Source organism: Agrococcus sp. GCM10030265 (assembly GCF_042666675.1).
Lineage (GTDB): Bacteria > Actinomycetota > Actinomycetes > Actinomycetales > Microbacteriaceae > Agrococcus.
In genome coordinates this window covers 451,945-476,512 of record NZ_JBHTCZ010000001.1, presented here as the reverse complement: position 1 = coordinate 476,512, position 24,568 = coordinate 451,945, and the positions used below count along the sequence as shown (strand labels likewise).

Annotated in this window: 21 protein-coding genes; 16 read left to right on the top strand and 5 right to left on the bottom strand. The window is 73.7% G+C overall.

All coding sequences use genetic code 11. From position 1 onward, the window contains the following. Nucleotides 1-102: 102 nt before the first annotated feature. Together ACFQPP_RS02215 and ACFQPP_RS02210 are read right to left on the bottom strand one after the other, a co-directional pair. Nucleotides 103-1,791, bottom strand: a complete 1,689-nt coding sequence (locus tag ACFQPP_RS02215) for an FAD-dependent oxidoreductase (RefSeq protein ID WP_376914877.1) — start codon at nucleotides 1,789-1,791, stop codon at nucleotides 103-105. Nucleotides 1,792-1,894: 103 nt separating this feature from the next. Then, on the bottom strand, nucleotides 1,895-2,401 hold the full coding sequence (locus ACFQPP_RS02210) for a MarR family winged helix-turn-helix transcriptional regulator (protein ID WP_376914876.1): 507 nt from the start codon (nucleotides 2,399-2,401) through the stop codon (nucleotides 1,895-1,897). Between the two features lie 95 nt (nucleotides 2,402-2,496). On the opposite strand from ACFQPP_RS02210, the gene ACFQPP_RS02205 reads away from it, so the two are divergent. The 16 genes from ACFQPP_RS02205 to ACFQPP_RS02130 all read left to right on the top strand — a co-directional run bounded on the left by ACFQPP_RS02205 (nucleotide 2,497) and on the right by ACFQPP_RS02130 (nucleotide 21,948). After that, nucleotides 2,497-3,411, top strand: coding sequence for a VOC family protein (locus ACFQPP_RS02205; protein ID WP_376914875.1), 915 nt, complete (start codon nucleotides 2,497-2,499; stop codon nucleotides 3,409-3,411). Nucleotides 3,412-3,603: 192 nt separating this feature from the next. Continuing rightward, nucleotides 3,604-12,069, top strand: a complete 8,466-nt coding sequence (locus tag ACFQPP_RS02200; RefSeq protein ID WP_376914874.1) for an SdrD B-like domain-containing protein — start codon at nucleotides 3,604-3,606, stop codon at nucleotides 12,067-12,069. A 133-nt stretch (nucleotides 12,070-12,202) separates the two neighbouring features. Beyond that, entirely contained in the window at nucleotides 12,203-12,754 is a 552-nt protein-coding gene (locus ACFQPP_RS02195; protein ID WP_376914873.1) for a TetR/AcrR family transcriptional regulator, read from the top strand. Continuing rightward, on the top strand, nucleotides 12,751-13,344 hold the full coding sequence (locus tag ACFQPP_RS02190) for a dihydrofolate reductase family protein (RefSeq protein WP_376914872.1): 594 nt from the start codon (nucleotides 12,751-12,753) through the stop codon (nucleotides 13,342-13,344). Before ACFQPP_RS02195 ends, ACFQPP_RS02190 begins: the two co-directional genes overlap by 4 nt. A gap of 32 nt (nucleotides 13,345-13,376) precedes the next feature. Next, nucleotides 13,377-14,486 carry a metal ABC transporter substrate-binding protein gene (locus ACFQPP_RS02185; protein ID WP_376914871.1) on the top strand — a complete coding sequence of 370 codons (1,110 nt, stop codon included), beginning with the start codon at nucleotides 13,377-13,379 and terminating at the stop codon, nucleotides 14,484-14,486. After that, nucleotides 14,487-15,284 (top strand): metal ABC transporter ATP-binding protein, encoded by a 798-nt coding sequence (locus ACFQPP_RS02180; protein WP_376914870.1) that lies wholly within the window; start codon nucleotides 14,487-14,489, stop codon nucleotides 15,282-15,284. It begins immediately after the preceding gene. Next, the gene (locus ACFQPP_RS02175; RefSeq protein WP_376914869.1) at nucleotides 15,235-16,140 is read left to right on the top strand and encodes a metal ABC transporter permease; all 906 of its coding nucleotides are present in this window, start codon (nucleotides 15,235-15,237) and stop codon (nucleotides 16,138-16,140) included. The genes ACFQPP_RS02180 and ACFQPP_RS02175 overlap by 50 nt, the downstream gene beginning before the upstream one ends. After that, entirely contained in the window at nucleotides 16,137-16,961 is an 825-nt protein-coding gene (locus ACFQPP_RS02170) for a metal ABC transporter permease (protein ID WP_376914868.1), read from the top strand. The genes ACFQPP_RS02175 and ACFQPP_RS02170 overlap by 4 nt, the downstream gene beginning before the upstream one ends. Beyond that, entirely contained in the window at nucleotides 16,958-17,359 is a 402-nt protein-coding gene (locus ACFQPP_RS02165; protein WP_376914867.1) for a transcriptional repressor, read from the top strand. The genes ACFQPP_RS02170 and ACFQPP_RS02165 overlap by 4 nt, the downstream gene beginning before the upstream one ends. After that, nucleotides 17,356-18,159, top strand: a complete 804-nt coding sequence (gene map / locus ACFQPP_RS02160) for a type I methionyl aminopeptidase (RefSeq protein WP_376914866.1) — start codon at nucleotides 17,356-17,358, stop codon at nucleotides 18,157-18,159. The genes ACFQPP_RS02165 and map overlap by 4 nt, the downstream gene beginning before the upstream one ends. Before the next feature lie 156 nt (nucleotides 18,160-18,315). Next, complete coding sequence (locus ACFQPP_RS02155; protein ID WP_376914865.1) at nucleotides 18,316-19,314, top strand: magnesium and cobalt transport protein CorA; 999 nt, start codon at nucleotides 18,316-18,318, stop codon at nucleotides 19,312-19,314. 105 nt (nucleotides 19,315-19,419) lie between these two features. After that, on the top strand, nucleotides 19,420-20,466 hold the full coding sequence (locus tag ACFQPP_RS02150; RefSeq protein ID WP_376914864.1) for a hypothetical protein: 1,047 nt from the start codon (nucleotides 19,420-19,422) through the stop codon (nucleotides 20,464-20,466). A gap of 177 nt (nucleotides 20,467-20,643) precedes the next feature. After that, a complete protein-coding gene (rpmB, locus tag ACFQPP_RS02145) occupies nucleotides 20,644-20,880 on the top strand; it encodes a 50S ribosomal protein L28 (RefSeq protein WP_092503808.1) in 237 nt (78 codons plus the stop codon). After that, nucleotides 20,880-21,050, top strand: coding sequence for a 50S ribosomal protein L33 (gene rpmG, locus ACFQPP_RS02140; RefSeq protein ID WP_092503806.1), 171 nt, complete (start codon nucleotides 20,880-20,882; stop codon nucleotides 21,048-21,050). The genes rpmB and rpmG overlap by 1 nt, the downstream gene beginning before the upstream one ends. Nucleotide 21,051: 1 nt before the next feature. After that, nucleotides 21,052-21,357 (top strand): 30S ribosomal protein S14, encoded by a 306-nt coding sequence (gene rpsN, locus ACFQPP_RS02135; protein ID WP_092503804.1) that lies wholly within the window; start codon nucleotides 21,052-21,054, stop codon nucleotides 21,355-21,357. A gap of 114 nt (nucleotides 21,358-21,471) precedes the next feature. Continuing rightward, complete coding sequence (locus tag ACFQPP_RS02130; RefSeq protein WP_376914862.1) at nucleotides 21,472-21,948, top strand: hypothetical protein; 477 nt, start codon at nucleotides 21,472-21,474, stop codon at nucleotides 21,946-21,948. 15 nt (nucleotides 21,949-21,963) lie between these two features. Here the strand turns inward: ACFQPP_RS02130 and ACFQPP_RS02125 are convergent, their stop codons facing one another. The 3 genes from ACFQPP_RS02125 to ACFQPP_RS02115 all read right to left on the bottom strand — a co-directional run bounded on the left by ACFQPP_RS02125 (nucleotide 21,964) and on the right by ACFQPP_RS02115 (nucleotide 24,518). Further along, complete coding sequence (locus ACFQPP_RS02125; protein WP_376914860.1) at nucleotides 21,964-22,503, bottom strand: YaeQ family protein; 540 nt, start codon at nucleotides 22,501-22,503, stop codon at nucleotides 21,964-21,966. Between the two features lie 31 nt (nucleotides 22,504-22,534). Next, on the bottom strand, nucleotides 22,535-23,023 hold the full coding sequence (locus ACFQPP_RS02120; RefSeq protein WP_376914859.1) for a hypothetical protein: 489 nt from the start codon (nucleotides 23,021-23,023) through the stop codon (nucleotides 22,535-22,537). Between the two features lie 94 nt (nucleotides 23,024-23,117). Beyond that, nucleotides 23,118-24,518 (bottom strand): PLP-dependent aminotransferase family protein, encoded by a 1,401-nt coding sequence (locus ACFQPP_RS02115; RefSeq protein ID WP_376914858.1) that lies wholly within the window; start codon nucleotides 24,516-24,518, stop codon nucleotides 23,118-23,120. Nucleotides 24,519-24,568: the final 50 nt, after the last annotated feature.

Sequence of the window (24,568 nt, the reverse complement as noted above, 5' to 3'; positions counted from 1 at the left end):
CCGCTCGTGACGGTCATCTCCTCGGCGAGATGTGCACGTCAGCGGCCCGGCAGCGCGCATGCGACGGTGCCGAGCCGCTCACGCGCACGCCTCGCGGCCGGCTCAGCCCGCGAGCTGCACGGCTCGCAGGCGCGCGAGCTCCGCGTGCACGAGCGGCAGCGCCGACGCGCCCTCGCCCGCGGCCGACGCGACGCGCTTCATCGAGCCCGCGCGAACGTCGCCGACGGCGAAGATGCCGCGCACCGTCGTCTCGAGGCTCGCGGGCGGCACGCCGTCGATCCACGCGTCGCGCGGCACGTCGCGCCCCGTCAGCACGAAGCCGTGCGCGTCGCAGGCCACGTCGTCCGGCAGCCAGCCGCACGCGGGCTCGGCGCCCAGCATGCAGACGAGGCCGTCGGCGGCGACCGTCTCGCGCTCACCGGTGTCGAGATCCTCGAGCACGAGTCGCTCGAGCCGCGCGTCGCCGCCGCCGTCGACCACCACGGTGCGGGTGCGCACGCGCACCGCCGCGGTGGCCGCGATCTCGCGCACGAGGTAGTCGGACATCGTCTCGGCGAGGTCGCCGCGGCGCACGAGCATCGTCACCGAGCGCGCGAACTTCGCGAGGTGCACCGCGGCCTGGCCCGCGGAGTTGCCGGCGCCGACCACGAAGACGTCGCGATCCTGCATCTCACGGGCCATGGTCGTCGCCGAGCCGTACGTCACGCCGTTGCCGATCTGCGCATCCACGCCCTCGACGTCGAGCCTGCGGTACTGCACCCCCGTCGCGAGCACGACGGTGCGTGCGCACATCTGCGCGCCGTCGACGAGCACGTGGTGGTGCTCCGGCTCGCTCGCGGGGCCGCGCTCGATGCGGATGGCCGCGCGGCCCGTGTAGAAGCGGGCACCGAAGCGCGAGGCCTGGATGCGGGAGCGCTGCGCGAGCCGCATGCCCGAGATGCCGCGAGGGAAGCCGAGGTAGTTGCGGATCATCGACGACGACCCGGCCTGTCCGCCGATCGCATCCGACTCGAGCACGATGGTCGACAGGCCCTCGGACGCCGCGTACACGGCGGCCGCGAGGCCCGCGGGGCCCGCGCCGACGACGACGACGTCGGCCACCTCGCCGTCGGGGATCGCGTCGAAGCCGCCGTACATGGCCTCGCTCACGGCGGCGGGCGTCGCGTCCTGCAGCACCTGGCCGGTGAACGAGCGCACGAGCGGCAGCACGGGATCGGCGCCCGCGGCGACGAGCAGGGGCAGCGCCTCGGGGTCGTCGGGTGCGAGCGTGCGATTGGGCATGCCGAGGCGGTCGAGCAGGTCGCGGATCGCGCCGACGCGCCGGTCGCCGGGCTCGGCGACGATGTCGGCCGACGACACCACGGGGCCCGCGACCGACCATCCCCACTCGGAGAGCAGCTCGGTGAGGGCGATGTGGAACTCCTCGTCGCGCTTGCCGCGCGGCACGCCGACGAACGTGTCGATCTCGCGCCGCAGCACCGCGACCCGCATCTCCTCGAGCGCGTCGACGTACTGGCCGGGCATGAGCAGCGCGACGCGGCGGGCCGCGGGCGCGAGCGCGTGGGTGGCACGCAGCAGCTCGAGGCCGGATGCGTCGGGCAGCATCCGCTCGGCGCCGAGCATCGCGATGGCCGTGCCCTCGTCGGCGAGGTCGCCGAGTCGGGCGAGCAGGGCGGCGGCGTCGCCGACGAGCTCGACGCGGTAGTCGCGGTCGTAGCGTGCGCGGAACTCGCGCTCGATCGTGTCGGCGGAGTCGTGGGCGGCGAGCAGGATGACGGGACGCGTGTCCATGCGGTCAGGATAGGCAGTCGACGCGCGGCGGGTCACGGCGGGGTGCCGATCCGCACGAGAGGCCGCCGTGGGCGCGCATCGCGGGCGGGCTCGGGGCGGCGCGTCAGCGGTCGGCGACCGGGTCGGCCGGGCACGCGTCGCCCTCGGCCGTGATCGCGAGGCGCCGCTCGGGGTCGAGGCGGCCGAGGATGGCGAGGGCGATGGCGGCGAGGTCGTCGATGCGCTCGGCGTCGAGCCCGTCGAGGATCATCGAGCGCACGGCGGCGTCGTACACGGGGCGGCCCGCGAGGTAGGCGTCGCGGCCCGCGCGCGTCAGCACGGCGTTCGTCGCGCGGCCGTCCTCCTCGCACGCGGCTCGCTCGATGAGCCCTCGGCGCTCGAGCGCCGTGGCGACGCGCGAGAGCCGGGGGAGGCTCGCGTTCGTGCGCGCGGCGAGGGCCGAGAGGCGCAGCCGCCCGGCGTCGGCGTCGTGCAGCGCCTCGAGCAGCGTGAGCTCGAACGCCGTGAGACCCGTGGAGGCGAGCTCGCGGTCGAGCGCCGTGGGGAGCAGCTCGAGCAGGGCATGGAGGCGCGCGACGGCGACGCGGTCTGCGTGGCGGAGGGGCTCCATGCCCTCACGATAGCCATTGGTTGCAGGTGCAAGCAATGCGCGATAGTTTCAGGTGCAAGCAGTTCGAGGCCCGCGGGCACGATGGGAGACGAGCCATGAGCGACACCACCGACGAGCGCGTGCTCGACGCCGACACCACGATGGGTGCCGTCACCCTGCGCGTCGGCGATCTCGACGCCATGGCCGACTACTACGCGAACGCCTTCGCGATGCAGCCGATCGAGGAGGCCGCGCGCGGCCGCGAGGTGCACCGCGTGCTCGGTCGCGGCACGGTGCCGCTCGTGCGCCTCGTGCACACGCCGGACCTGCCCGTGGTCGATCCGCGCCAGTCGGGCCTGTTCCACACCGCCTTCCTCTTCGAGGACGCGCCTGCGCTCGCCGCGACGGTCTACCGCGCGGCGCAGGATCCCCGCAGCCGCTTCGTCGGCTCGAGCGACCACCTCGTGAGCGAGGCGTTCTACTTCACCGACCCCGAGGGCAACGGCGTCGAGCTCTACGCCGACCGCGATCGCTCGACGTGGATCCACGACGGCGAGCAGATCCGCATGGCGACCGAGCACCTCGACCCGAACGCGTACCTCCGGCGGCATCTCGAGCAGCGTGCGATGGATGCCGGCCCCGCGCTCGCGGGCGTCGTCGGCCACGTGCACCTGCAGGTGGGCGACGTCGCGCGGGCGCGGCGCTTCTACGTCGACGCGCTCGGCTTCGAGACCACGGTGTCGACGTACCCCGGCGCCCTCTTCGCCTCCGCGGGCGGCTACCACCACCACGTGGCGATGAACACGTGGAACAGCGCGGGCTCGGGGCCCCGAGCCGCGAGCCTCGGGCTCGGCGACGTCGCCGTGACGGTGCCGACGACCGAGGGGCTCGAGGCGCTCCAGACGCGGCTGCGCGCGCAGGGCCTCCCGTTCGACGCCGACGGCAGGCGGGTGATCGTCGCCGACCCGTGGGGCACGCAGGTGACGGTCGCGCTGCCGGACCTCACGGTCGACGAGCTGCTCGCGCGCTGACGAGGAGTCGACCCGCGGCCCGACGCATCGGGGTACACGCGACACGCGATTCGACTTTGAAGCAACGTGGAGTCTCCCTAGAGTGAGGGATGATCACCATTCGGTGAGCATCCATCGACTCGCGTTCGCCCATCGACCTGCCGGCGAGCGCACCGGACCCCTCACCGGAGCCCCATGCGCCGTCGTGCCCGCATGTCCATCACCGCTGCCCTCGTCACGGCAGCGGTGCTCGCCTCGACGCTCGTGGTGCCGCTCGCGGCACCCGCGCCGCGCGCCGAGGCGGCGCCGGTGGGCGCCATCGAGATCGGTGCCGGCGCCGAGGTCTCGGCGACGACGCTGTACGGCGACCGCGTCGCACTCACGCTCACCGCATCCAACGAGACGTCGACGAACGCGTACAACGTCGCCTTCCGCGCGATCCTCCCCGCGGGGACGCCCGCCGGCAGCGTCGCGACGGCGTCGCCGACGATGCCGACCCCCAGGGTGACGACGCTGCAGGACGGGCGCGTGCTGGCCGTCTGGTCGAACGTCGCCGACCTCGTCGCCGGCGCCACCGTGTCGCTCGACGTCACGTTCCTCGCACCCCCTGCGCTCACCATCGGCGCATCCGTGCCCATCGACGTCGCGGCCGCGGCGTCGACGAACCCGCGCAACCTCGCCGCCTTCACGGCCACCGGCGCACCCGACCTCGATGGCGAGACGGGCGCGAACACCACGACGGGCACGACCGAGCTCGCAGCCTTCGAGGTCGAGAAGACCGAGCCGAACGCCGAGGCCGAGCTGCTGCGCGGCGCGCAGGACCACGCGACCGTCTACACGATCACGGTGCGCAACAACCTCTCCACGCCCACGTCGGGCATCTCGATCGTCGACCACCTGCCCGCCGGGCTCGAGTTCCTCGGCTGCGGCACCGTCGACGCGAGCCCTGCGGGCACCGAGGAGTACCCGGACGCCGGGCGCCTCCCCGCCCTCGCAGCGGATCGCTTCGCGAACCCCTGCGTCGTGCCCACGAGCGTCACGAGCGTCGAGACCGACCCCGACGGCGACGGCCCGCTGCCCCTCGACGTCTACACGCGCGTCGAGTGGACGACCGCGACCCTCGCGGCCGCCGGCGTCGCCACCACCCTGCAGGCGAACAGCCAGGTGCGCATCGACTACGCCGCCGCCGTGCCGCTGCGCGAGAACGCCCTGCCCGCACCCGCCGTCTCGACGTCGAACCTCGAGGACAACACGGGCGCCCTCACCGCCGACGAGCAGTCGCTCGTCAACCACGTCGCCGTCACCGGCACGACGCTCGGCGCCGCGCGCACCGTCGCGACGACGCACGAGGTCGTCGCGGAGGACGTCTCGATCCACAAGTCGGTGCAGGAGGCGACGTCGCAGCAGGGCGCGACGAGCACGTGGACGCTCGTGGTCGAGTCGAGCGAGTACGCCACCGCCACGGGCCCCATCACCGTGACCGACGTGATGCCGACGGCCCTCGACTTCGCCGGCAGCGCGACCCCGCACGCCGTCGCGACCGTCGACGGCCGCGAGGTCGTCACGTGGGTGCTCCCCGGCTTCACGGACCGCGACGGCACGCAGACCATCACGTACACGACCACCACGCGCACCGACTACGTCGGCGCCGGCCCCGTCTCGGCCGCCGACTCGTGGAGCAACGACGTCGAGCTCTCTACCACCGCGACGGTCATCACCGCGAACGACGGCACGACGTCGCAGCTGGAGATCGTGGATGCGTCGAGCGCCGGCCAGTCGACGGGCCTCGTCACGCTGCGCAAGGACGTCGCGAACGCCCCCGCCGCCGGCGCGACGCTCGACTGCTCGACCGTCGCCGAGGGCTCGTGGTCCGACACGACCGCGACGGGCGCCTTCGCCGTCGGCGACCGCGTCTGCTGGCGGATCACGGCGGCCTTCCCCGCACAGCTCGACACGCTCGACGTGACCGTCACCGACTTCCTTCCCGCGGGCTTCGCCTACGAGGCGGGCGCAGCGACCTACCCGGGCTCGGTGCAGCCGAGCGGCCAGCCGACGGTCGACGGCCAGACGATCACGTGGCAGCTCGGCACGATCGGCGCCGCCGCCGCGGGCCAGACGTTCGTCGCGATCATCCCCACGACGGTCACGGGCGACACCGCGCGCGCCGCGGGCGATCTCACCGCGAACCTCGCGAAGCTCTCGTACCGCAACTCCGCCGGCGACGTGCTGCAGCTGCGCGACGACGCATCCGCGGTGTTCGCGGCCCCGCTCGTCACGATCGACAAGTCGACGACGCGCACGACCCCCGTCTCGGGCGGCGACGTCGTGCCGTACTCGGTGACGGTGCGCAACGCCGGCACGGTGCCCGTCACGGGCGTCGACGTGCGCGACCTGCTCCCCGCGGGCATCGCGTGCGCCATGGTCTCGGGCGACGTCGCATGCTCGACGGCCGCGAACGGCCGCGCGCAGTTGCAGTGGGACGACATCGCGCTCGCGGTGGGCGAGTCGGCGACGCGCACGTACTCGGTGACGATCCCCGACACGTTCCGTGCGGGTACGACCCTCACGAACACGGCGGGCGTGCTCGAGTACGTCACGACCTCCAACACGGGCGTCCCGACGATGCACGTGCCTGCGAGCAACGTCGACCCGACGCGCACCTCCACCCCGGGCACCGCCGCGGCGCGCGACGACCAGTCGGTCTCCGTGCGCGCGTTCGGGCTGACGAAGACGAACACGACGTCCGTCACGGAGGGCGGCAACGCGCAGGTCGGCCAGGCGACGATCGGCGAGACCGTGACCTACACCGTGCGCGCGACGATCCCCGCCGGCACGACGGCGACGAACCTCGTCGTCGAGGACAGGCTCCCGGTGCTCCCGTCTCGCCTCGAGGTCACGGGTGCGTCGGCCACGCTGAACGGGCAGCCGCTGCCGGAGGGCTTCACGGTCAGCCAGGCCGCCTCCGGCCCGCGCGTGACCGCTCCGTCGCCCTACACGAACGTCGCGGGATCGGGCGACGACGTGATCGAGCTCGTCGTGACCGCTCGCGTGCTCGACATCTCGCAGACCACGCGTGCGACGACCATCCGGAACACCGCGAACATCCTGACCGAGGGACTGGCGCGCGCCAGCGTCGCGAACGACGTCCGCGTCGTCGAGCCGCAGCTCACGATCGCGAAGTCGCACGACGACGCCGACGGGCGCGTGACGCCCGGCCAGGTGCTGACGTACACGGTGACGCCGCGGAACGCGCAGGGCGCAGCGACGGCGCACGACCTCGTCGTCGTCGACACGCTGCCCGCCGACCTCATCCCCATCGACGACGCCGGCGCACCGCTCGCCGACGGCGCCGTGCTGCCGAACGGCGGCGCGTGGGACGCGGATGCGCGCACCCTCACGTGGACGCTCGCGGCGCTCGCGCCGAACGCGAGCCAGCCGTACGCGTACCGCGTGCAGGTGGCGTCGCCCCTCACCGCGGGCACGACCCTGCGCAACGAGGTCGCCGTCACCGGCACGTCGATGGCGGGACCGGCGACGGGCGAGCGCGTGAGCGGCGGCTCGGCGACGGGCTACGCGGGCACGACCGGCATCGACGTCGCGGCGCCCGAGCCGACGATCGCGAAGACCGCGCTCGACGAGACGCCGACGATCGGCGAGTCGATCCAGTACCGCCTCGTCGTCACCATCCCCGCGAGCACGACCGTGCACGACGTGACGGTGCGCGACGCGCTGCCCGCCGGCATCGTGTACGACGGCTTCTCGGCATCCTCCTCGGCGAGCGGCGACCAGGCGCTCACCGCGACGCCGCTGCAGGCCGCGGGCGCCACCGGCACCATCGGGTTCTTCCTCGGCGACGTCGCGTCGGCTCCGGTCGAGCGCACCCTCACCATCACGGTCGACGCGTACGTCGCGGCGCCCGCGCAGTCGGGCCAGACGCTCGTGAACACGTCGCGCGTGCACTTCAACGCGACCGACGTCATCGCCGGCATCCCCACGTCGGTGCCCGCACCGTCGTCGTTCACCGACGCATCCGCACCCTCGAGCGACGACGTCACGGTCATCGCGCCGGTGCTCGCCGTGGACAAGGACGTCGAGGGCCAGACGGGCGACGACGATGCGCGTCGCGCGAAGCCGGGCGACACGCTCGCCTACGCGATCGTCGCGTCGAACACGGGCACCGCGCCCGCGTACGACGTCGTCGTGACCGATGCCATCGACGAGCGCCTGCTCGACTCGGTCGACGACCTCACCGACCTCTCGCAGGCCGGCGGCATCGTCGCGACGGTCGTCGACGGCGAGCTCGTGTGGACGATCGCCGGGCCGCTGGCCGCCGGCGCGAGCGTCGAGCTGCGCTACACGGCCGTCATCCCCGGCGACTGGGACGAGAGCCAGGAGATCGTCGACGGGCCGGAGGTCGTCAACACGGCCGACGTCACGGGCTTCGGCCTGCCGGCTGCGCAGCGCGAGGCCGACCCCGAGCGTCACCCGGCGTACGACGCCGAGCAGGACGTCGTCGGCGTCGAGGTCGACCTCGCCTCCATCGGCGACACCGTCTGGTACGACGTCGACGGCGACGGCACGATCGACGACGGCGAGCCGCTGCTCGCAGGCGTCGCCGTGACCGTGACGCGGCGCGGCGGCGGCGAGGAGCCGCGGACGGTGCTCACCGACGAGCAGGGCCGTTACCTCGTGGAGCACCTGCCGGCCGGCGAGTACGACGTGACGATCGCGACGGACGCGGCCGAGCTCGCAGGACGCGGCCTCGTGCCGTCGTTCGACGGCGACGGCAGGGTCGCCGACGGTGCGCTCGTCGTGTCGCTCGCCGAGGACGAGGCCCACCGCGACGCCGACTTCGGCGTGCGGGGCGCGGGCACGATCGGCGACGACGTGTGGTTCGACCGCGACCGCGACTTCGTGCGCGACGCGGGCGAGGGCGGCATCGCCGGCGCGAGCGTGACGGTGCGCTGGGCTGGCGTCGACGGCCAGCTGGACACGGCGGACGACGTCGTGCGCACCACGACGACCGCCGCCTCGGGCGCGTGGTCGATGTCGGGCGTGCCCGCCGGCGACGTGCGCGTCTCGGTGTCGCTGCCCGCCGCGCTCGAGTCGTACGCTCCCGTGACGGAGCTCGACGAGGTCGTCGACGGCTCGGTCGTCGTGGCGCTCGCGCTCGGCGAGACGCGCACCGACCTCGACTTCGGCTTCGCGGGCGCGGGCGTCATCGGCGACCGCGTGTGGCTCGACCGCGACGGCGACGGCGTCGACGACGCCGGCGAGCCCGGCCTCGCGGGCGTGCAGCTCGAGCTCGTCCTCACCGACGGTGCAGGCACGGCCTCGACGTTCACGACCGTCACGGCAGCCGACGGCTCGTACGCCTTCGACGGCCTGCCGCAGGGCGACTACGTTGTGCGCGTCGTCGGGCCTCTGCCTGCCGGCGTCGCGAACACGTTCGACCCGGACGCGGTCGACGGCGAGGAGGGCGACTCGCGCGCCGAGGGCTCGATCGGCGACGGCGAGGAGCTGCTCGACGTCGACTTCGGCTTCCACGCCGACGTCGTGCTCGGCGACCTCGTGTGGCTCGACCGCGACGGCGATGGCATCCAGGGCGAGGGCGAGCCCGGCATCCAGGGCGTCACCGTGCGTGCCGAGGGCCCGAACGGGCTCGCGTTCGAGACGGTGACCGACGCCGACGGCGGCTACCTCTTCCCGCAGGTCGTGCAGGGTGCGTGGACGGTGACCATCGTCTCCGGCATCCCCGAGGGCGTCGAGCAGACGTCCGACGCCGACGGCCTCGAGACGCCGGGCACCTCGAGCGCCACGCTCACGGAGGCCGGCTCGCTCGCGCAGGACTTCGGCTACGCCGGCGGCGCGTCGCTCGGCGACCTCGTGTGGCTCGACCGTGACGGCGATGGCCAGCAGGGCGTCGACGAGCCCGGCCTCGCCGGCGTGCTCGTGACGCTGACGTGGCAGCGCGGCGAGGGGCTCGACGACGTCGTGCTCACCACCCGCACCGACGCATCCGGCCTCTACGCCTTCCCGGGCCTCGCCGCAGGCACGTACGTCGTCGCGATCGACGACGACTCGCTGCCGGCAGGCGTCGAGCACACCTTCGACGTCGACGGCGTCGAGGGGGACTCCGCGGGCACCGCGACGGTCGTGCTCGCCGCCGACGAGATCCGCACCGACGTCGACTTCGGGGTCGCGGGCTCCGGCACCATCGGCGACCTCGTGTGGCTCGACCGCGACGGCGACGGCGTGCTCGGCGAGACCGAGCACGGCCTCGAGGGCGTGCGCGTGCTCCTGACGTGGGAGGGCGAGGACGGCGAGCTCGGCACGGCCGACGACGAGACGTTCGCCACGGTGACGTCGGCGACGGGCGCGTACGCCTTCTCGGGTCTGCCCGCCGGCGAGTACGTCGTCGCCGTGGATGCGGCGACGGTGCAGCCGGGGCTCGCGATGACGTTCGCGGAGTCGGGTGCCGCCTCGGGCGTCGCGCTCGTGACGCTCGACGAGGGCGAGCGACACGCCACGGCCGACTTCGGCTACCGCGGCACGGGCTCGCTCGGCGACCTCGTGTGGCTCGACCGCGATGGCGACGACGTGCGCACCGACACCGATCCCGGCGTGCCCGCGCAGCCCGTGCGCGTCGTCTGGGCGGGCCGCGACGGCGTGCTCGGCACGGCCGACGACCTCGCGTTCGACGCCGTGACCGACGCCTCGGGCACCTACCTCGTCGACGGGCTGCCGGACGGCGTCTTCCAGGTCACGGTCGTCGGCGGCATCGCCGACGTCGCCGCGAACGTCGCCGACCCCGACGGCGGCGACCCGTCGACGGCGGTCGTCTCCCTCGACGCGGAGGCGCGCGAGCGACTCGACGTCGACTTCGGGTACGGGGGCGCGAACACCCTCGGCGACACGATCTGGTGGGACGACGACGCGAACGGCGTCGACGACGAGGGCGAGCCGCGCCTCGCGGGCGTCTCGACGCTCGTGACCTGGCTCGGCCCCGACGGCGAGCTCGGCACGGCCGACGACCTCGTCATCCCGACGCTCCCGACCGATGCCGAGGGCCGCTACGTCGTCTCGGGCCTGCCGGACGGCACGTACTCGGTGGCCGTGACGGGCGGCGTGCCCGCGGGCCTCGCGCCGAGCGTCGACGCGGGCGACGTCGACGGTGCCGACGGTGCCGCGACGACGACGCTGGTCGCCACCGACGGCGTGGGCCAGGTCGACCTCGACGTCGACTTCGGCTTCGCGGGCTCCGGCTCGCTCGGCGACCTCGTGTGGCTCGACGTGGATGGCGATGGCGAGCGCGACGAGCGCGAGCCGGGGCTCGAGGGCGTCACGGTCACGGTGACGTGGCACGGCGCCGACGGCGAGCCAGGCACGGGCGACGAGCGCACGTGGACGACGACGGTCGACGACGCCGGCGCGTGGAGCGTCGGCGGCCTGCCCGCAGGCTCGTTCGACGTGGTGCTCACGGGCGTGCCCGCGGGCCTCGTGGCGAGCGCCGACCCCGACGGCGGCGACGACGCGCAGGCGTCGACGACGCTCGAGCCGGGCCAGCAGCGCGACGAGCTCGACTTCGGCTTCGTGGGCGCCGCATCCGTCGGCGACACGATCTGGCTCGAGGTCGATGGCGACGGCGTGCAGTCGGCGCTCGAGCCGGGCGTCGAGGGCGTCACGGTCACCGTGACGTCGGCTGGCGTCGACGGCGTGCTCGGCACCGACGACGACCTCGTGATCGTCGTCGAGACCGACGCCGACGGCCACTACCTCGTGGCGGGCCTGCCGACGGGCGCGACGAGCGTGTCGTACGACCCCGAGACGCTGCCGGCGGGCACCGCGCCCGTCGTCGTCGAGGGCGCCGAGGTCACGGGCGTCGAGCTCGTGGTCGAGGCCGACGAGGCACGCGACGACGTCGACTTCCCCGTGCGCGGCACGCAGTCGATCGAGGGCGTCGTGTGGCTCGACGAGGACGGCGACGGCGTGCGCGACGCCGACGAGCCGGGCATCCCGGGCGTCACGGTCGAGGCGACGTGGGATGGCCCGCTGGGCCCGATCACGCTCGTGGTCGTGACGGATGCGGACGGCGCGTACACGCTGCCGAACGTGCCCGCGGGCGACTGGACGGTGCGCGTCGACCTCGACACCGTGCCGCCGCACCTCGTGGGCTCGACGCCAGGCACGGTCGACGTGTCGGTGCCGATCGACGGCGTGGGCTCGGTCGAGCACGGTCTCGTGCCGACGGGCGAGATCGGCGACCTCGTGTTCCACGATGAGGATCGCGACGGCGTGCGGGATGCGGGCGAGGCCGGCATCGGCGGCGTCACCGTGCGACTCGTCGACGCCGACGGCGACGTCGTGGCCGAGACGGTGACGGCGGCGGACGGCTCGTACCTGTTCGAGGACGTCGCACCCGGTGCGTACGTCGTGCGCATCGACCTGTCGACGGTGCCCTCGGGCTACGTCCTCACGCAGGGCGAGGCGGAGATCGCGGTCGAGGTCGGCCCCGGCCAGTCGGTGCTCACGGCCGACTTCCCGCTCGCGGCGCCCGTCGTCGCACCGCTGCCGCGCACGGGTGGCGAGCTCGCGCTCGCGCTGCTCGGCGTCACGCTCCTCCTGCTGCTCGCGGGCGCTGCGCTCGTGCTCGCGGCGCGGAGGCGACGCGCGGCCTGACGCCGTCACGCAGGAGCGGGGGCGCTCGGCCGCACGGCCGGGCGCCCCCGCCGCATCCTGCGGGCCGTCGCTCGAGCTCGGCGCCCGCCCGCCGATGTCGCCACCGGATAGTGAACTGTGATTCACTAATGACATGGTCCGCCCCAGACGCCTCGACGACGACGAGCTGCTCGCGCGCATCGTGGCCTCGCTGGAGGAGCGCGACGAGCTGACGCCCTGGTCGCTCGCGGACGTCGCACCCGCAGCGGGCATGAGCCCCGCGGGCCTCGTCAAGCGGTTCGGGTCGAAGGCGGGCCTGCTGCGCGCCCTCACCCGGCGATGGATCGAGCGCATCCCGCAGGGTCCGCTCGCCAGCGGCGAGGACCCAGCCGCCGCCCTGACCGGCTACGTCGGTCGAGAGTTCGGCGCGGGCTCGCCCGCCGGCGCCGTCTACGCCCTCTCCGAGGTGCTGGGCGAGCTGCAGGATCCCGAGCTCGCCGCGCTGCTCGCGACCGGATGGGGCCTCCAGGCCCGAAGGCTCGCGCAGCTGCTCGCCGCCCTGGATCTCCCCGGGCTCGAGGATCCGGCGGTCGGCGGCATGCTGCTGCTCGACGCGCTGCACGGATCGCTGTTCCGGGCTGCCGTCGCCCTCGACGAGACCTCCCCCCTGCTCACCCTCGAACGCTTCCTGGAGATGTGGCGATGACCTCTCGAACCTGGCGCGGACGCGTCTTCATCGGCACGAGCGCCGACGGCAAGATCGCCCGCGAGGACGGCACCCTCGCATGGCTCACCGACTTGCCCGCCCGCGACCATCGGGTCGACGCGCCGAGCGCGCACCCCGCGCTCGTCTGGGAGACCTTCTTCGACACGATCGACGCGATCGTCATGGGTCGCGCCACCTACGACTCGGTCCTCGGCTTCGGCGAATGGCCGTTCGGCGGCCGCCACGTCATCGTGCTCACCACCCGAGGCGACGTCGACGACGCGCGCGTCCGCACCGCGGCCTCGATCGACGACGCCACGCGCCTGCTCGACGCCCTCGGCGCTCGCGAGGCGTACGTCGACGGCGGTCGCACCATCCAGTCGTTCCTGCGCGCGGACCTCGTCGACGAGCTCACGATCTCGGTCGCGCCCATCGTGCTCGGCTCGGGGCGCTCGCTCTTCGGCGAGCTCGACGCCGACGTGCAGCTCGTCGTCCGCGGCAGCCATGCGACCGACGACGGCCTCGTGCGCACCACCTACGACGTCGTCCGCGCGGAGCGCGCAGCGCAGCTGCCGGGCGCACCGCTTTGACAACGATTCTCATCCGCGCGTAGCGTGGGTCCGTGATCCGCTCCTCCCGCCTCGTGCTGCCCGCGGCCCTCGCCGCATCCGTCGTCGCCCTCGCGGGGTGCTCGTCGTCGTCCGATGCAGGTGCGAGCGGCGACGGCACGCTGCAGATCGTCGCGACGACGACCCAGATGGGCGACGTCGTGCGCGAGATCGTCGGCGACGACGCCGAGGTCACGCAGCTGCTGCAGCCCGGCCAGTCGGCGCACTCGTACGACCCGACGCCCGAGGCGCTCACGGCGCTCGCGAACGCCGACGTGCTCGTGATCAACGGCGCGGGGCTCGAGGAGTGGCTCGACGACACGATCGAGGCGTCGGGCTTCGACGGCGAGCTCGTGGACGCCTCGGCCGACGTGCACCTGCACGAGGGTGGCGAGCACGACCACGGCCACGAGGGCGAGGGGGACGAGGCGCACGCCGACGAGGCGCACGCCGACGAGGCGCACGCCGAGGAGGCGGCAGAGCCCGCGGCATCCGAGCACGCCGACGAGGCGCACGCCGACGAGGGTCACGACGACCACGACCACGGCGGCAGCGACCCGCACGTGTGGAGCGACCCTCACCAGGTCGTGCACATGGCCGAGACGATCGGCGGCGGCATCGCCGCGGCCGCGACGACCGAGCAGGCGGAGGCCTTCGAGGCCGCGACGGCCGACTACGTGGCGCAGCTCGAGGAGCTCGACGCGTGGGTGCACGGCTCGATCGAGCAGGTGCCCGCAGAGCAGCGCCTGCTCGTCACGAACCACGACACCTTCTCCTACCTCGCCGAGGCGACCGGCATGACGGTCGTCGGCTCGGTCATGCCCGCGTTCGACGACAACGCCGAGCCGAGCGCCGCCGACATCGACGCGCTCGTGCAGGCCATCCGCGACTCCGGGGTGCGCGCCGTGTTCTCGGAGACGAGCATCGACCCGCAGATCGCCGAGACCATCGCGTCCGAGGCCGGCGTCGAGGTGTACTCGGGCGAGGATGCGCTCTACGCCGACTCGCTCGGCGCCGAGGGCACGCCCGGCGAGACCTACGTCGGCAGCGTCGTGCACAACGTGACGCTCATCGTCGAGTCGTGGGGCGCCGAGCCGCTGCCGGTGCCGGATAGCCTCGCGTAGGTGAGCATCGTCCGCATCGAACGCGCGTCCTTCCGCAGGGGAGGGCGCACGGTGCTGTCCGGGGTCACGTTCGCGGTCGAGCCGGGGGAGGCCGTCGCGCTCGTCGGCCCCAACGGCGCAGGCAAGTCGACGCTGCTCGACGGGCTGCTCGGCCTCGTGCCGCACGACGCCGAGCGCTTCGACGTGCCCACGGGGCCCGGCGCCATCGGCATGCTGCCGCAGTCGACGACGACGGATGCGGCCTTCCCGATCTCGCTCGAGCAGGTCGTCATGCAGGGCCGCACCGCGCGCCTCGGCCTGCGCTGGCCAGGGCGCGCCGACCGCGACGCCGTCGACGCGGCGCTCGAGACCGTGCGCCTCACGGCGCACCGCAAGGCGCGCTTCGGCGACCTCTCCGGCGGCCAGCAGCGGCGCGGCCTCCTCGCGCGCGCGATCGCGGGCGAGGCAGCCCTGCTACTGCTCGACGAGCCGTTCAACGGGCTCGACGCATCCAGCCGCCAGTCGCTCCTCGACGCGATCGAGCGTCTCAAGCGGCAGGGGGTCGGGCTCGTGGTCACCACGCACGACCTCGAGCTCGCGCGCGCCGTGTGCGAGCGCACGCTGCTGATCGACCGCGAGCAGATCGCCTTCGACGACACCGCGTGCGTGCTCACGCTCGAGCAGGTGCGCAAGGCGTTCGAGCATCACGCCGTCGAGATCGACGGGCACACGCTCGCGACCGCCGAGCACCACGCCGCCGAGCACGGCCATGAGACGCATCGCGAGCACGAGGGCGCCCGCGACGACGAGCACCGCTGACGTGCTCGACCTCGTCACCCCCTTCCAGCTGCCGTTCATGCTGCGGCCGCTCGTGCTGCTGCTCGGCCTCGCCGTCGCGGCGGGCACCGTCGGCACGATCGTCAACCTGCGCAGGCTCGAGTTCGCATCGGACGGCCTCACGCACGCGGTGTTCCCGGGTCTCGTGATCGGCTTCATGGTCGCGGGCGCCGCGGGCATCCTGCCGGGCGCGCTCGTCGCCGCCGTCGTCGCGGCGCTCGTGCTCGTCGCCGTCGCACGCCGCACGGGCACCGAGACGGGCGTCGCCATCGTGCTCACCGCATGCTTCTCGCTCGGCGTCGTGCTCGTGTCGCTGCGCTCGGAGTGGGCGGGCCAGATGGAGTCGTTCTTCTTCGGCAGCCTGCTCACCGTGACGGATGCGCAGCTGCAGCTGTCGCTCGGCCTCGTGGCGCTCGCGGTGGCTGGCGTCGTCGTCACCTGGCGGTGGCAGGTGCTGCGCGCGTTCGACGAGCACGCGGCACGCATCTCCGGCGTGCCCGTGCGGCGCACCGACGTCGTCGCCAACGTGGCGGTCGCGCTCGTCGTCGTCGCCGCATCCGCCGCCGTCGGCACGCTGCTCGTGCTCGCGGTGCTCATCGTGCCGGCCGCCGCGTCGCGCGCCGTCACGCGGCACGTGGTGCCCGGCGTCGTCGTCGCGACGCTCGTCGCAGCGGGCGCCTCGTGGCTCGGGTTGTCGGTGGCGTTCGCGGCGTCGTCGGCGGGCGTGCAGGCGTCGCCGTCGTCGATCGTGGCGCTCACGATGCTCGCGGCGTACCTCGTGGCGCTCGCCGTGGGCGGCGTGCGCGAGGGCGCGCTCGCGCGGAGGGCCGCCGCATGAGCCTCGACTACTTCGGTCGAGCCCTGCTCGAGGCGGGCCTCGCAGGCGCCCTCGCGGGCCTCGTGGGCGTGCTCGTCGTGCTGCGCGGCCGCGCGTTCTTCACCATGTCGCTCACGCATGCGACCTTCCCGGGCGCCGTGCTCGCGGCGATCCTCGGCATCTCGATCCCGTTCGGCGCGGCCGTGACCGCGGTGGCGCTCGTGCTCGTCGCGACGCTCGTCGGCCGCATCCCCACGCAGGGCTCCGCCGTCGCCTCGGGCATCATGCTCACCGCGGGCTTCGCGGTGGGGTCGTTCGCCGAGACCGCGGCGCACGTGCCCGTCGACGTGGGCTCGTTCCTCACCGGGACGATCCTCGCGACGTCCACCGCCGACCTGTGGCTCACCGCTGCGGTGCTCGTCGTGGTGATCGTCGTCCTGGGCGTCTACGGCCGCCATCTGCTCTTCGCGTCGTTCGACGAGGCCGGCTTCCGTGCCGCGGGGCTGCGGCCCGCGCGGGCGGAGGCCGTGTCGCTCGCCCTCATCGCCGCGACCGTCGTCGCGATCATGCCGGCCCTCGGCGCCATCCTCGCCGTCGGCCTCATCGTGGCGCCCGCCGCCGCGGCGCGCAGGCTCGTGCGCTCGGCCGCCACGATGCTGTGGGTCGCGCCCGCGATCGGCATCGCCTGCGCGGTCGCCGGGCTCCTCGTCTCCCGCGCGTGGTCGGTGTCGGCGGGCGGCGCGATCACCCTCATCGCCGCGGCGGTCGTCGGGCTCGTGCATCTCGTGCCCAGGCGTCGGGTGCCCGCGCCGGCGTCCGCCGGTAGCGTGGTCGCATCATGACCGACGTGCGCCGACGATCCACGAAGCAGCGCGAGGCCGTGCGCGAGGCGCTCGACGCCGCCGACGGCTTCGTCTCCGCGCAGTCGCTGCACGCGTCGATGCGCGACGGCGGCTCGACCGTGGGCCTCGCGACCGTCTACCGCGCGCTCGCGACGCTCGAGCAGGATGGCGCGGCCGACGCGGTGCAGCACGAGGGCGAGACCGTGTACCGCGCATGCACGCCCACCCATCACCACCACCTCATCTGCCGCGAGTGCGGCCGCACGGTCGAGCTCGAGGCCGACCCCGTGGAGGCGTGGACGCGCGAGGTCGCCGCGAGGCACGGCTACACCGACCCCCACCACACCATTGAGATCACCGGCATCTGCGACCGGCACGCATCCGGAGGCGACGCATGATCGAGATCCTGTCCCCACGCGAGGTCGAGGCGGCGAAGCCCGCAGGCGAGCTCGTCGGCCGCATCCTGTCGACGCTGCAGTCGCGCGTCGTGCCCGGCACGAACCTGCTCGAGATCGATGCGTGGGCCGCCGAGATGATCCGCGACGCGGGAGCGACGTCGTGCTACGTCGACTACGCGCCGTCGTTCGGTCGCGGCCCCTTCGGCCACCACATCTGCACCGCCGTCGACGATGCCGTGCTGCACGGCAAGCCCTACGACCGCGTGGTGCGCCAGGGCGAGCTGCTCACGCTCGACATCGCGGTGATCGTCGACGGATGGGCGTGCGACTCGGCGCTGACGTTCGGCGTCGGCGGCACGCGCCCAGAGGACGTCGCGCTCGTCGACGCGACGCGCATCGCGCTCGAGGCGGGCATCGCGCAGGCGCAGGTCGGCAACCGCATCGGCGACGTGAGCCACGCGATCGGCGAGGTGCTGCGCGGGGCGGGCTTCACGATCAACGGCCAGTTCGGCGGCCACGGCATCGGCTCGACGATGCACCAGGATCCGCACGTCGCGAACGACGGCACCGCCGGCCGAGGCTACGCGCTGCGCCCGGGCCTCATGCTCGCGATCGAGCCGTGGGTCATGGCGGGCACCGACGAGCTGCGCATGGATGCCGACGGCTGGACGCTGCGCTCGGCCGACGGCTCGCGCACGGCGCACTCGGAGCACACGGTCGCGATCACGGAGGACGGCCCGGTCGTGCTCACGCGCCGCGCCGACGAGGTGCCGCCGACCGCGGGGCTCGCGACGGCCTGACGCCTCGGTGCGCTCGGTCGAGCGCGACGCTCGGTCGAGCGCGACGCTCGGTCGAGCGCGACGCGCGGCCGTCGGGGGCTCGCGGACGTCGACCTCCGTCGTCAGGATCCCGTGAGGATGCGCATGGACGCGCCGTCCGACCGGCAGGATGAGCCGGTGCCCATCATCGACAACGCCGTCTACGTCGACGGCCGCCGGATCGACGACCCCGCGAGCCTCGAGCAGACCTTCGAGCACATGCGCGATGCGAGCGGCATGGCGTGGATCGGGCTCTTGCGTCCGACCGAGGCCGAGCTGCAGGAGGTCGCGACCGAGCTGTCGCTGCATCCGCTCGCCGTCGAGGACGCGCTCGAGGGCCACCAGCGCGCGAAGCTCGAGCGCTACGGCGACACGCTCTTCGTCGTCCTGCGGCCCGCGCGCTACGTCGACGATCGCGAGGCCGTCGAGTTCGGCGAGCTGCACGTCTTCGTCGGGGCCGACTTCGTGGTGACGGTGCGGCACGCCGAGGGCCCCGACCTCGCGGCGGTGCGCGCGCGCATGGAGGGCGAGCCCGACCTGCTGCGCCTCGGCCCGCAGGCGGTGCTGTACGCGATCCTCGATCAGGTCGTCGACGACTACGCGCCGGTGGTGCACGGGTTGCAGGCCGACATCGACGAGATCGACGACTCGCTGTTCCAGGGCGGCGACGCGGGCCTCGCGCGCCGCATCTACGAGCTCGCTCGCGAGATCGTCAGCTTCCAGCGCGCGACGACGCCGCTCGTCGGCATGCTCGAGACGCTGCGCGACGGCGCCGAGAGCGCAGAGGTCGACGTCGAGCTGCGGCGCTCGCTGCGCGACGTGCTCGACCACGTCATCCGGGTGAACGAGCGTGCGGCCGCGTTCCGCGGCGTGCTGCACAACGCGCTCACCGTCAACGCGACGCTCGTCACCGAGCGGCACACCGAGACGGCGCTCGCGCAGAACGAGAGCGTGAAGAAGATCTCCGGGTGGGCGGCGATCCTCTTCGCACCGAGCCTCGTGGCCGCCGTGTACGGCATGAACTTCGACCGCATGCCCGAGCTGCACTGGGCCTTCGGGTACCCCATGGCGCTCGCGCTCATGGCGGCGACGAGCGTCGCGCTCTACGCCGTGTTCCGCATCAAGCGCTGGCTCTAGTCGGCGGCGCTGCGCCTCCACAGGTGGCTCGAGGTCGCCGCTCTCCACAGCTCGCAGGCGCTGCGGAGGCTGACGTGATGGGCTGATGGCGTCGAGAGGAACCGCGTGACCGACGCCGCCCCGCCCATCCACCAGCCCGCAGCGCCCTCGGCGCGACCGGCGCGACGGGTGCTCGGCATCCAGCCCGTGCTCTTCGTGGGCATGGTGCTGCTCGTGCTCGTGACGCTGCTCACGATCGTGCTCGTGTTCGTCGGCGACATCGAGACGCAGGCGGCTCGCGTGGTGTGGACGGTCGTCGCGCTCGTCGGCTTCACCGGGCTGCTCGCGCTCGACCTCGCGCTCGCGCGCCGGTCGTCGGTGCCGCTCGTGGTCGGCGTCGCCGCCAACGTCTACCTGCTCGCCATCCTGATGCTCGCCACCTGGGTCGACGCGCGCACCACCATGGTCGACCAGACCGACCCGTACGGCTACGGCTCCGCCTACGACTACGAGCCGCCGCTCGGCTTCGCGCTCTTCGGCGTCTACGTGCTGGCGTTCGTGGTGGTGCGGGCCGCCGCCGCCGGTGCATGGGCGCTCGTGGCGCTCGGCCGCCGGGGTGGGCTGGCGGTCTCGCGCGGCATCGGTCTCGCCGCAGCATCGCTGCTGGGTCTCGTGGCGGTGCTGCTCACCCTGCACCTCGCGATCGACGCGTTCGGCATCGACGTCGGCGACCTCTACTGGCGCTTCGCGGTGGCCGCCGTCGTGCTCGCGGCGCTCGCGGCGTGCATCACGGCGCTGCTCGCCTGGAACCGGCGCCACCTCGAGCCGCGCTCGGAGCTCGTGCCGAGGGCGTCGCAGGCGCAGCCCGGAGGCCCCCAGCAGCCCTGGCCGGCGCCGCCTGCTCCGGGTCAGCCGTGGCCGCGGCAGCCGTGGCAGGGGCAGCCCGCGCCGGGTCAGGCGTGGCAGGGGCAGCCCGCCCCGGGTCAGGCGTGGCAGGGGCAGCCGTGGTCCGGTCAGCCCATGCCCGGTCAGCCCATGCCCGGTCAGCCCTGGCGAGGGCAGCCGTGGCCCGAGCAGGGCGCGGTGCCGAATCCGATGCAGCCAGCGCCCGCCGAGGGGCGTCTCCCGCACCCGCCGCTGGGCGAGCAGCAGCCGCCGCAGCCTCGGCCCTGAGGCCCGGCACGCCCGTCCGAGACCGCGGTGGCGGGGAGCCCGGGCGTGTCGTAGGATGGTCGTTTGTGCGGCATCGCCGCACGGCGCATCCCAAGCCCTTCTCCGGACGGGAACTGGGCGCGCAGGCAAGTGATCTTGGGTGAGGCCGAAGGGCCTCACGGTACCCCTGGAGGAACCATGGCAGCAGTGTGCCAGGTGACTGGAGCCGTTCCCGGCTTCGGTCACGCAATCTCGCACTCGCACCGCCGGACGAAGCGCCGCTTCGACCCGAACGTGCAGAAGAAGACGTACTACGTCCCCTCGCTCCGCAAGAACGTGACGCTCACCCTGTCCGCCAAGGGCATCAAGGTGATCGACGCGCGCGGCATCGAGTCCGTCGTCCGTGACCTGCAGAAGAAGGGGGTGAAGCTCTGATGGCCAAGAAGGCACAGGACGTCCGTCCGATCATCAAGCTCCGCTCGACCGCGGGCACCGGCTACACCTACGTGACGAAGAAGAACCGTCGCAACAACCCCGACCGTCTCGTGCTGAAGAAGTACGACCCCGTCGTGCGCAAGCACGTCGAGTTCCGAGAGGAGCGCTGACATGGCCAAGAAGTCCATGATCGCGAAGAACGAGCAGCGCAAGGTCATCGTCGCGCGCTACGCCGAGAAGCGGGCCGCCCTGAAGAAGGCGCTCGTCGACCCGAACGGCACCGACGAGTCGCGCGAGGAGGCCCGCCTGGGTCTCCAGAAGCTGCCCCGCAACGCCTCGCCCGTGCGCGTGCGCAAGCGCGACGCCATCGACGGCCGCCCCCGTGGCCACGTCGGCGAGTACGGCATCTCGCGTGTCCGCTTCCGCTCGATGGCGCACCGTGGCGAGCTGCCCGGCGTGACGAAGTCGAGCTGGTAGGCACCAGCCGCTGACGCACAGCACAGCACGAAGGCCCTCATCCCCTGCGGATGGGGGCCTTCGTCGTCCCCGCTCGGATGCGCCGCTCAGGCTCGGGGCGATGGGATGGGAGGCATGCCAGGCACCGCAGCACGACCCCCGCTCGCCATCGCCCTCGTCGTCGCGGCTGCGACGATCCTGACGGCATGCGTCTCGGCAGCGCCCGAGGCGCCGACGGCGCCCATCCCTGCAGCCTCCACCGAGGCGGGCGCCGTCGAGGTCGGCGACGACTCGATCCTCCCCGAGCTCGACGCCCTGCTCGCAGCCTCGCTCGACGAGCGGTTCGCCTCGGTCACGACGACCGAGGGCGACCTCCCCGGCACATGCCGCACCACCATCGCATCGGTGGAGTCGCCCGCCGCCGTCTCGGCGGCAGACGTCGACGAGCTCGTCGCCTACCTCGGCGTCGCATCGACGTACGAGCGCTGCCTCGCCACCGTGCGGCTCGTCGACGGCGACGGCGAGGTCGTGCCGCTCGCGCATCTCGCGCAGCACCTGCCCGTGGTCGCGCTCGAGTCGGGCGAGGTCGAGGTCGAGCCCGCCGGCGGCTGACGCGCGACTCGGGCGTCAGCCCGCGCGGCGCTCGTGCACGGCGCTCGACAGGGCGACGCCGTTGACCTCGGCGTAGACGATGCCCTCGGTGCGCGACAGCGTCATCGTCGTGCGCCGGGCGATGGCATCGGCGACCGCATCCACGAATCCGGCGTCGAACGACACGAGCCGCACGTCCTCCGCCTCGTGGATGCGCTTGCCCGACCACCGCGCCGCCACCTTCTCGGGGTCGCGGTGCGTGTACACGGCGGTGCGCTCCGCGGCCATGCTGCCGCGGTGCACCCGCTCGGCCTCGGGGGCACCCACCTCGATCCACGCGACGAGCGCACCCGTGAGGTCGCGGACGAGCACGGCGGGCTCGTCGCCACCCGAGATGCCGTCGCCGAAGGCGATGCCCTCCTCGTGCTCGAGGCACCAGGCCAGCAGTCGCGTGGCCATGAACGGCAGGGTCTCCGACGGATGCTGCGCCACCTTCACGGTGACGTCGTCGTAGACGCCTCGGTCGACGTCGGCGAGCGACACGTCGAAGGTGTGGATCGTCGCGCCGATGGCCATGCGTCGAGCCTAGGTGCGCGCGACGGTCGCGTCAGACCTGGGCGATGGTCATCGAGTACCGGTTGCCGGCACCGTCGTCGCCGACGAGCTCCATGCCACCCGTCGCGGCGGTGCCCGTGAAGACGATGTCGACGACCTCGCCGGCCGGGGACTGCAGCTGCGACACCGTGAGCGAGAAGGTCTCGCCGTCGACGCTCCACACGTCGGTCGGCGCGTCGAAGGGCTCGCCGTTGAAGCTCTCGAAGTCGACGGTGCCGTCGGCGTTCAGCGAGAAGGTGACCTCGGCGACCCCCTCGGCGGTGCCGAACCACGAGGTGCCCGCGAGGGTCTCGGCGGTGGCGCCCGGCGTGATCTCGGAGGGGGCGGGAGACGCGGACGGCGTCGACTCGACCGTCGGCGGAGCGGAGCCGTTCGGCGCGGGCTCGCTCGAGGCGGTCGCGTCGTCGCCGGAGGCGCAGCCGCCGAGCAGCAGCAGCGCGGCGCCGGCGAGCGCGGGGATCGTCAGGGTTCGCGTCCTCATCCGAGCGACGCTACGCCCATCCGGCCCGACGCGCTCGTGCGCGTGCCCGATGGATGCCGGCGTGCAGGCGTCGCGACGGCGGCCGACCCCGGGGTCAGACGACCGCGCGCTCCTCGTACGTGCCGCGCGGCGAGCTGCCTGCCCGCACGTCGCGCCACGCGGCACCGAGTCGCTCCATCGCCGCATCCATCACCTCGGGCTCCCACGTGATGGGGATGCGTGCGAACCGGTCGAGCACGCCCGTCGCCGTGAAGCGCGGGCCGGGCGGCAGCAGCAGCCCGTGCTCGCGCGCGGCGAGCGACAGGCTCGTCGAGACGGGCGCGCCGAGGTCGACCCATGCGGCGAGGCCGCCGGGCACGAGCGGCATCTCGACGCCGGGCATGTGCGCCGCGAGGCCGCGGCGCACGGCGTCGCGGCCGGCCGACAGGCGTCGCTTCGTGTGCTCGAGGAGCCCCGGCATGTCGCCGAGCAGCTCGGTCGCGATGCACTGCTCGAGGAGCGCGCTGCCGAGGTCGAACGAGGGGCGGATGGCGAGGATGCGCTCGATGTGCGCCGCCTCGGCACGGATCCACCCGATGCGCAGACCGCCCCATGCGAGCTTCGACATCGAGCCGACGCTGATGGCGGGGCCGTGCGCGGCGAACGGACGCGGCGTCCATCCGCGGTCGACGTCGAGCTCGACGCACGTCTCGTCGACGACGACGAGGGCGCCGACGCTGCGGGCGGTCGCCGCGAGCTTCGCGCGCTCGAGGTCGGGCATCGTCGCGCCCGTGGGGTTGTGGAGGTCGGCGATCGTGTAGACGATCGCCGGGCGCGTCTCGCGGATGCGGCCGGCGAGGTGCGCGAGATCCCACCCCTCGGGCGTCACGGGCGTCGGCACGAGGCGCATGCCGACGCGACGCAGCGCCTCCATGGCGTGCGGGAAGGTGGGCTGCTCGACGATCGCGGCGCGGCCGCGCTCGCCGAAGGCCGCCGTGATGAGCGTGAGCGCCTGCATCGCACCGCTCGTGACGACGATCTGCGAGGGGTCGGTGGGCAGCCCTCGCTCCGTGTACCGCGCCGCGATGCGCTCGCGCAGCTCGGCGAGGCCGTCGAGCGAGTAGCCGGGCGTGCCGAGCAGCGACGCGAGGCGGTCGAGGGCGCGCACGGTGGCGGCGTGCAGGCCGGGCGTCGAGCCGACGGACGCGATGGTGAGGTCGATGACGTCGTCGGTGGGGGCGGCGACGCGGGCGGCCGAGCGGTGCGGCAGCGCGACCCTCGTGCCCGAGCCGTGCACGCGTGCGAGGTAGCCGGCGGCCGCGAGCGTCTCGTACGCCTTCGTCACCGTGGCACGCGAGCGCTCGATCTCGGCGGCGAGCGCTCGCTCGCTCGGCACGCGCTCGCCGACGGTGAGGCGGCCGTCGAGGATGAGCATGCGGATGCGGTCGGCGAGCGACTGCGCGACGGCGCCGCCCTGGTACCACTCGCCGAGCTGGCGACCGAGTCGAGATCCCATCGCCCCATCATGCCGCCGAGTGGCCCGCCGTGCACGCGCCACTTGCGGCG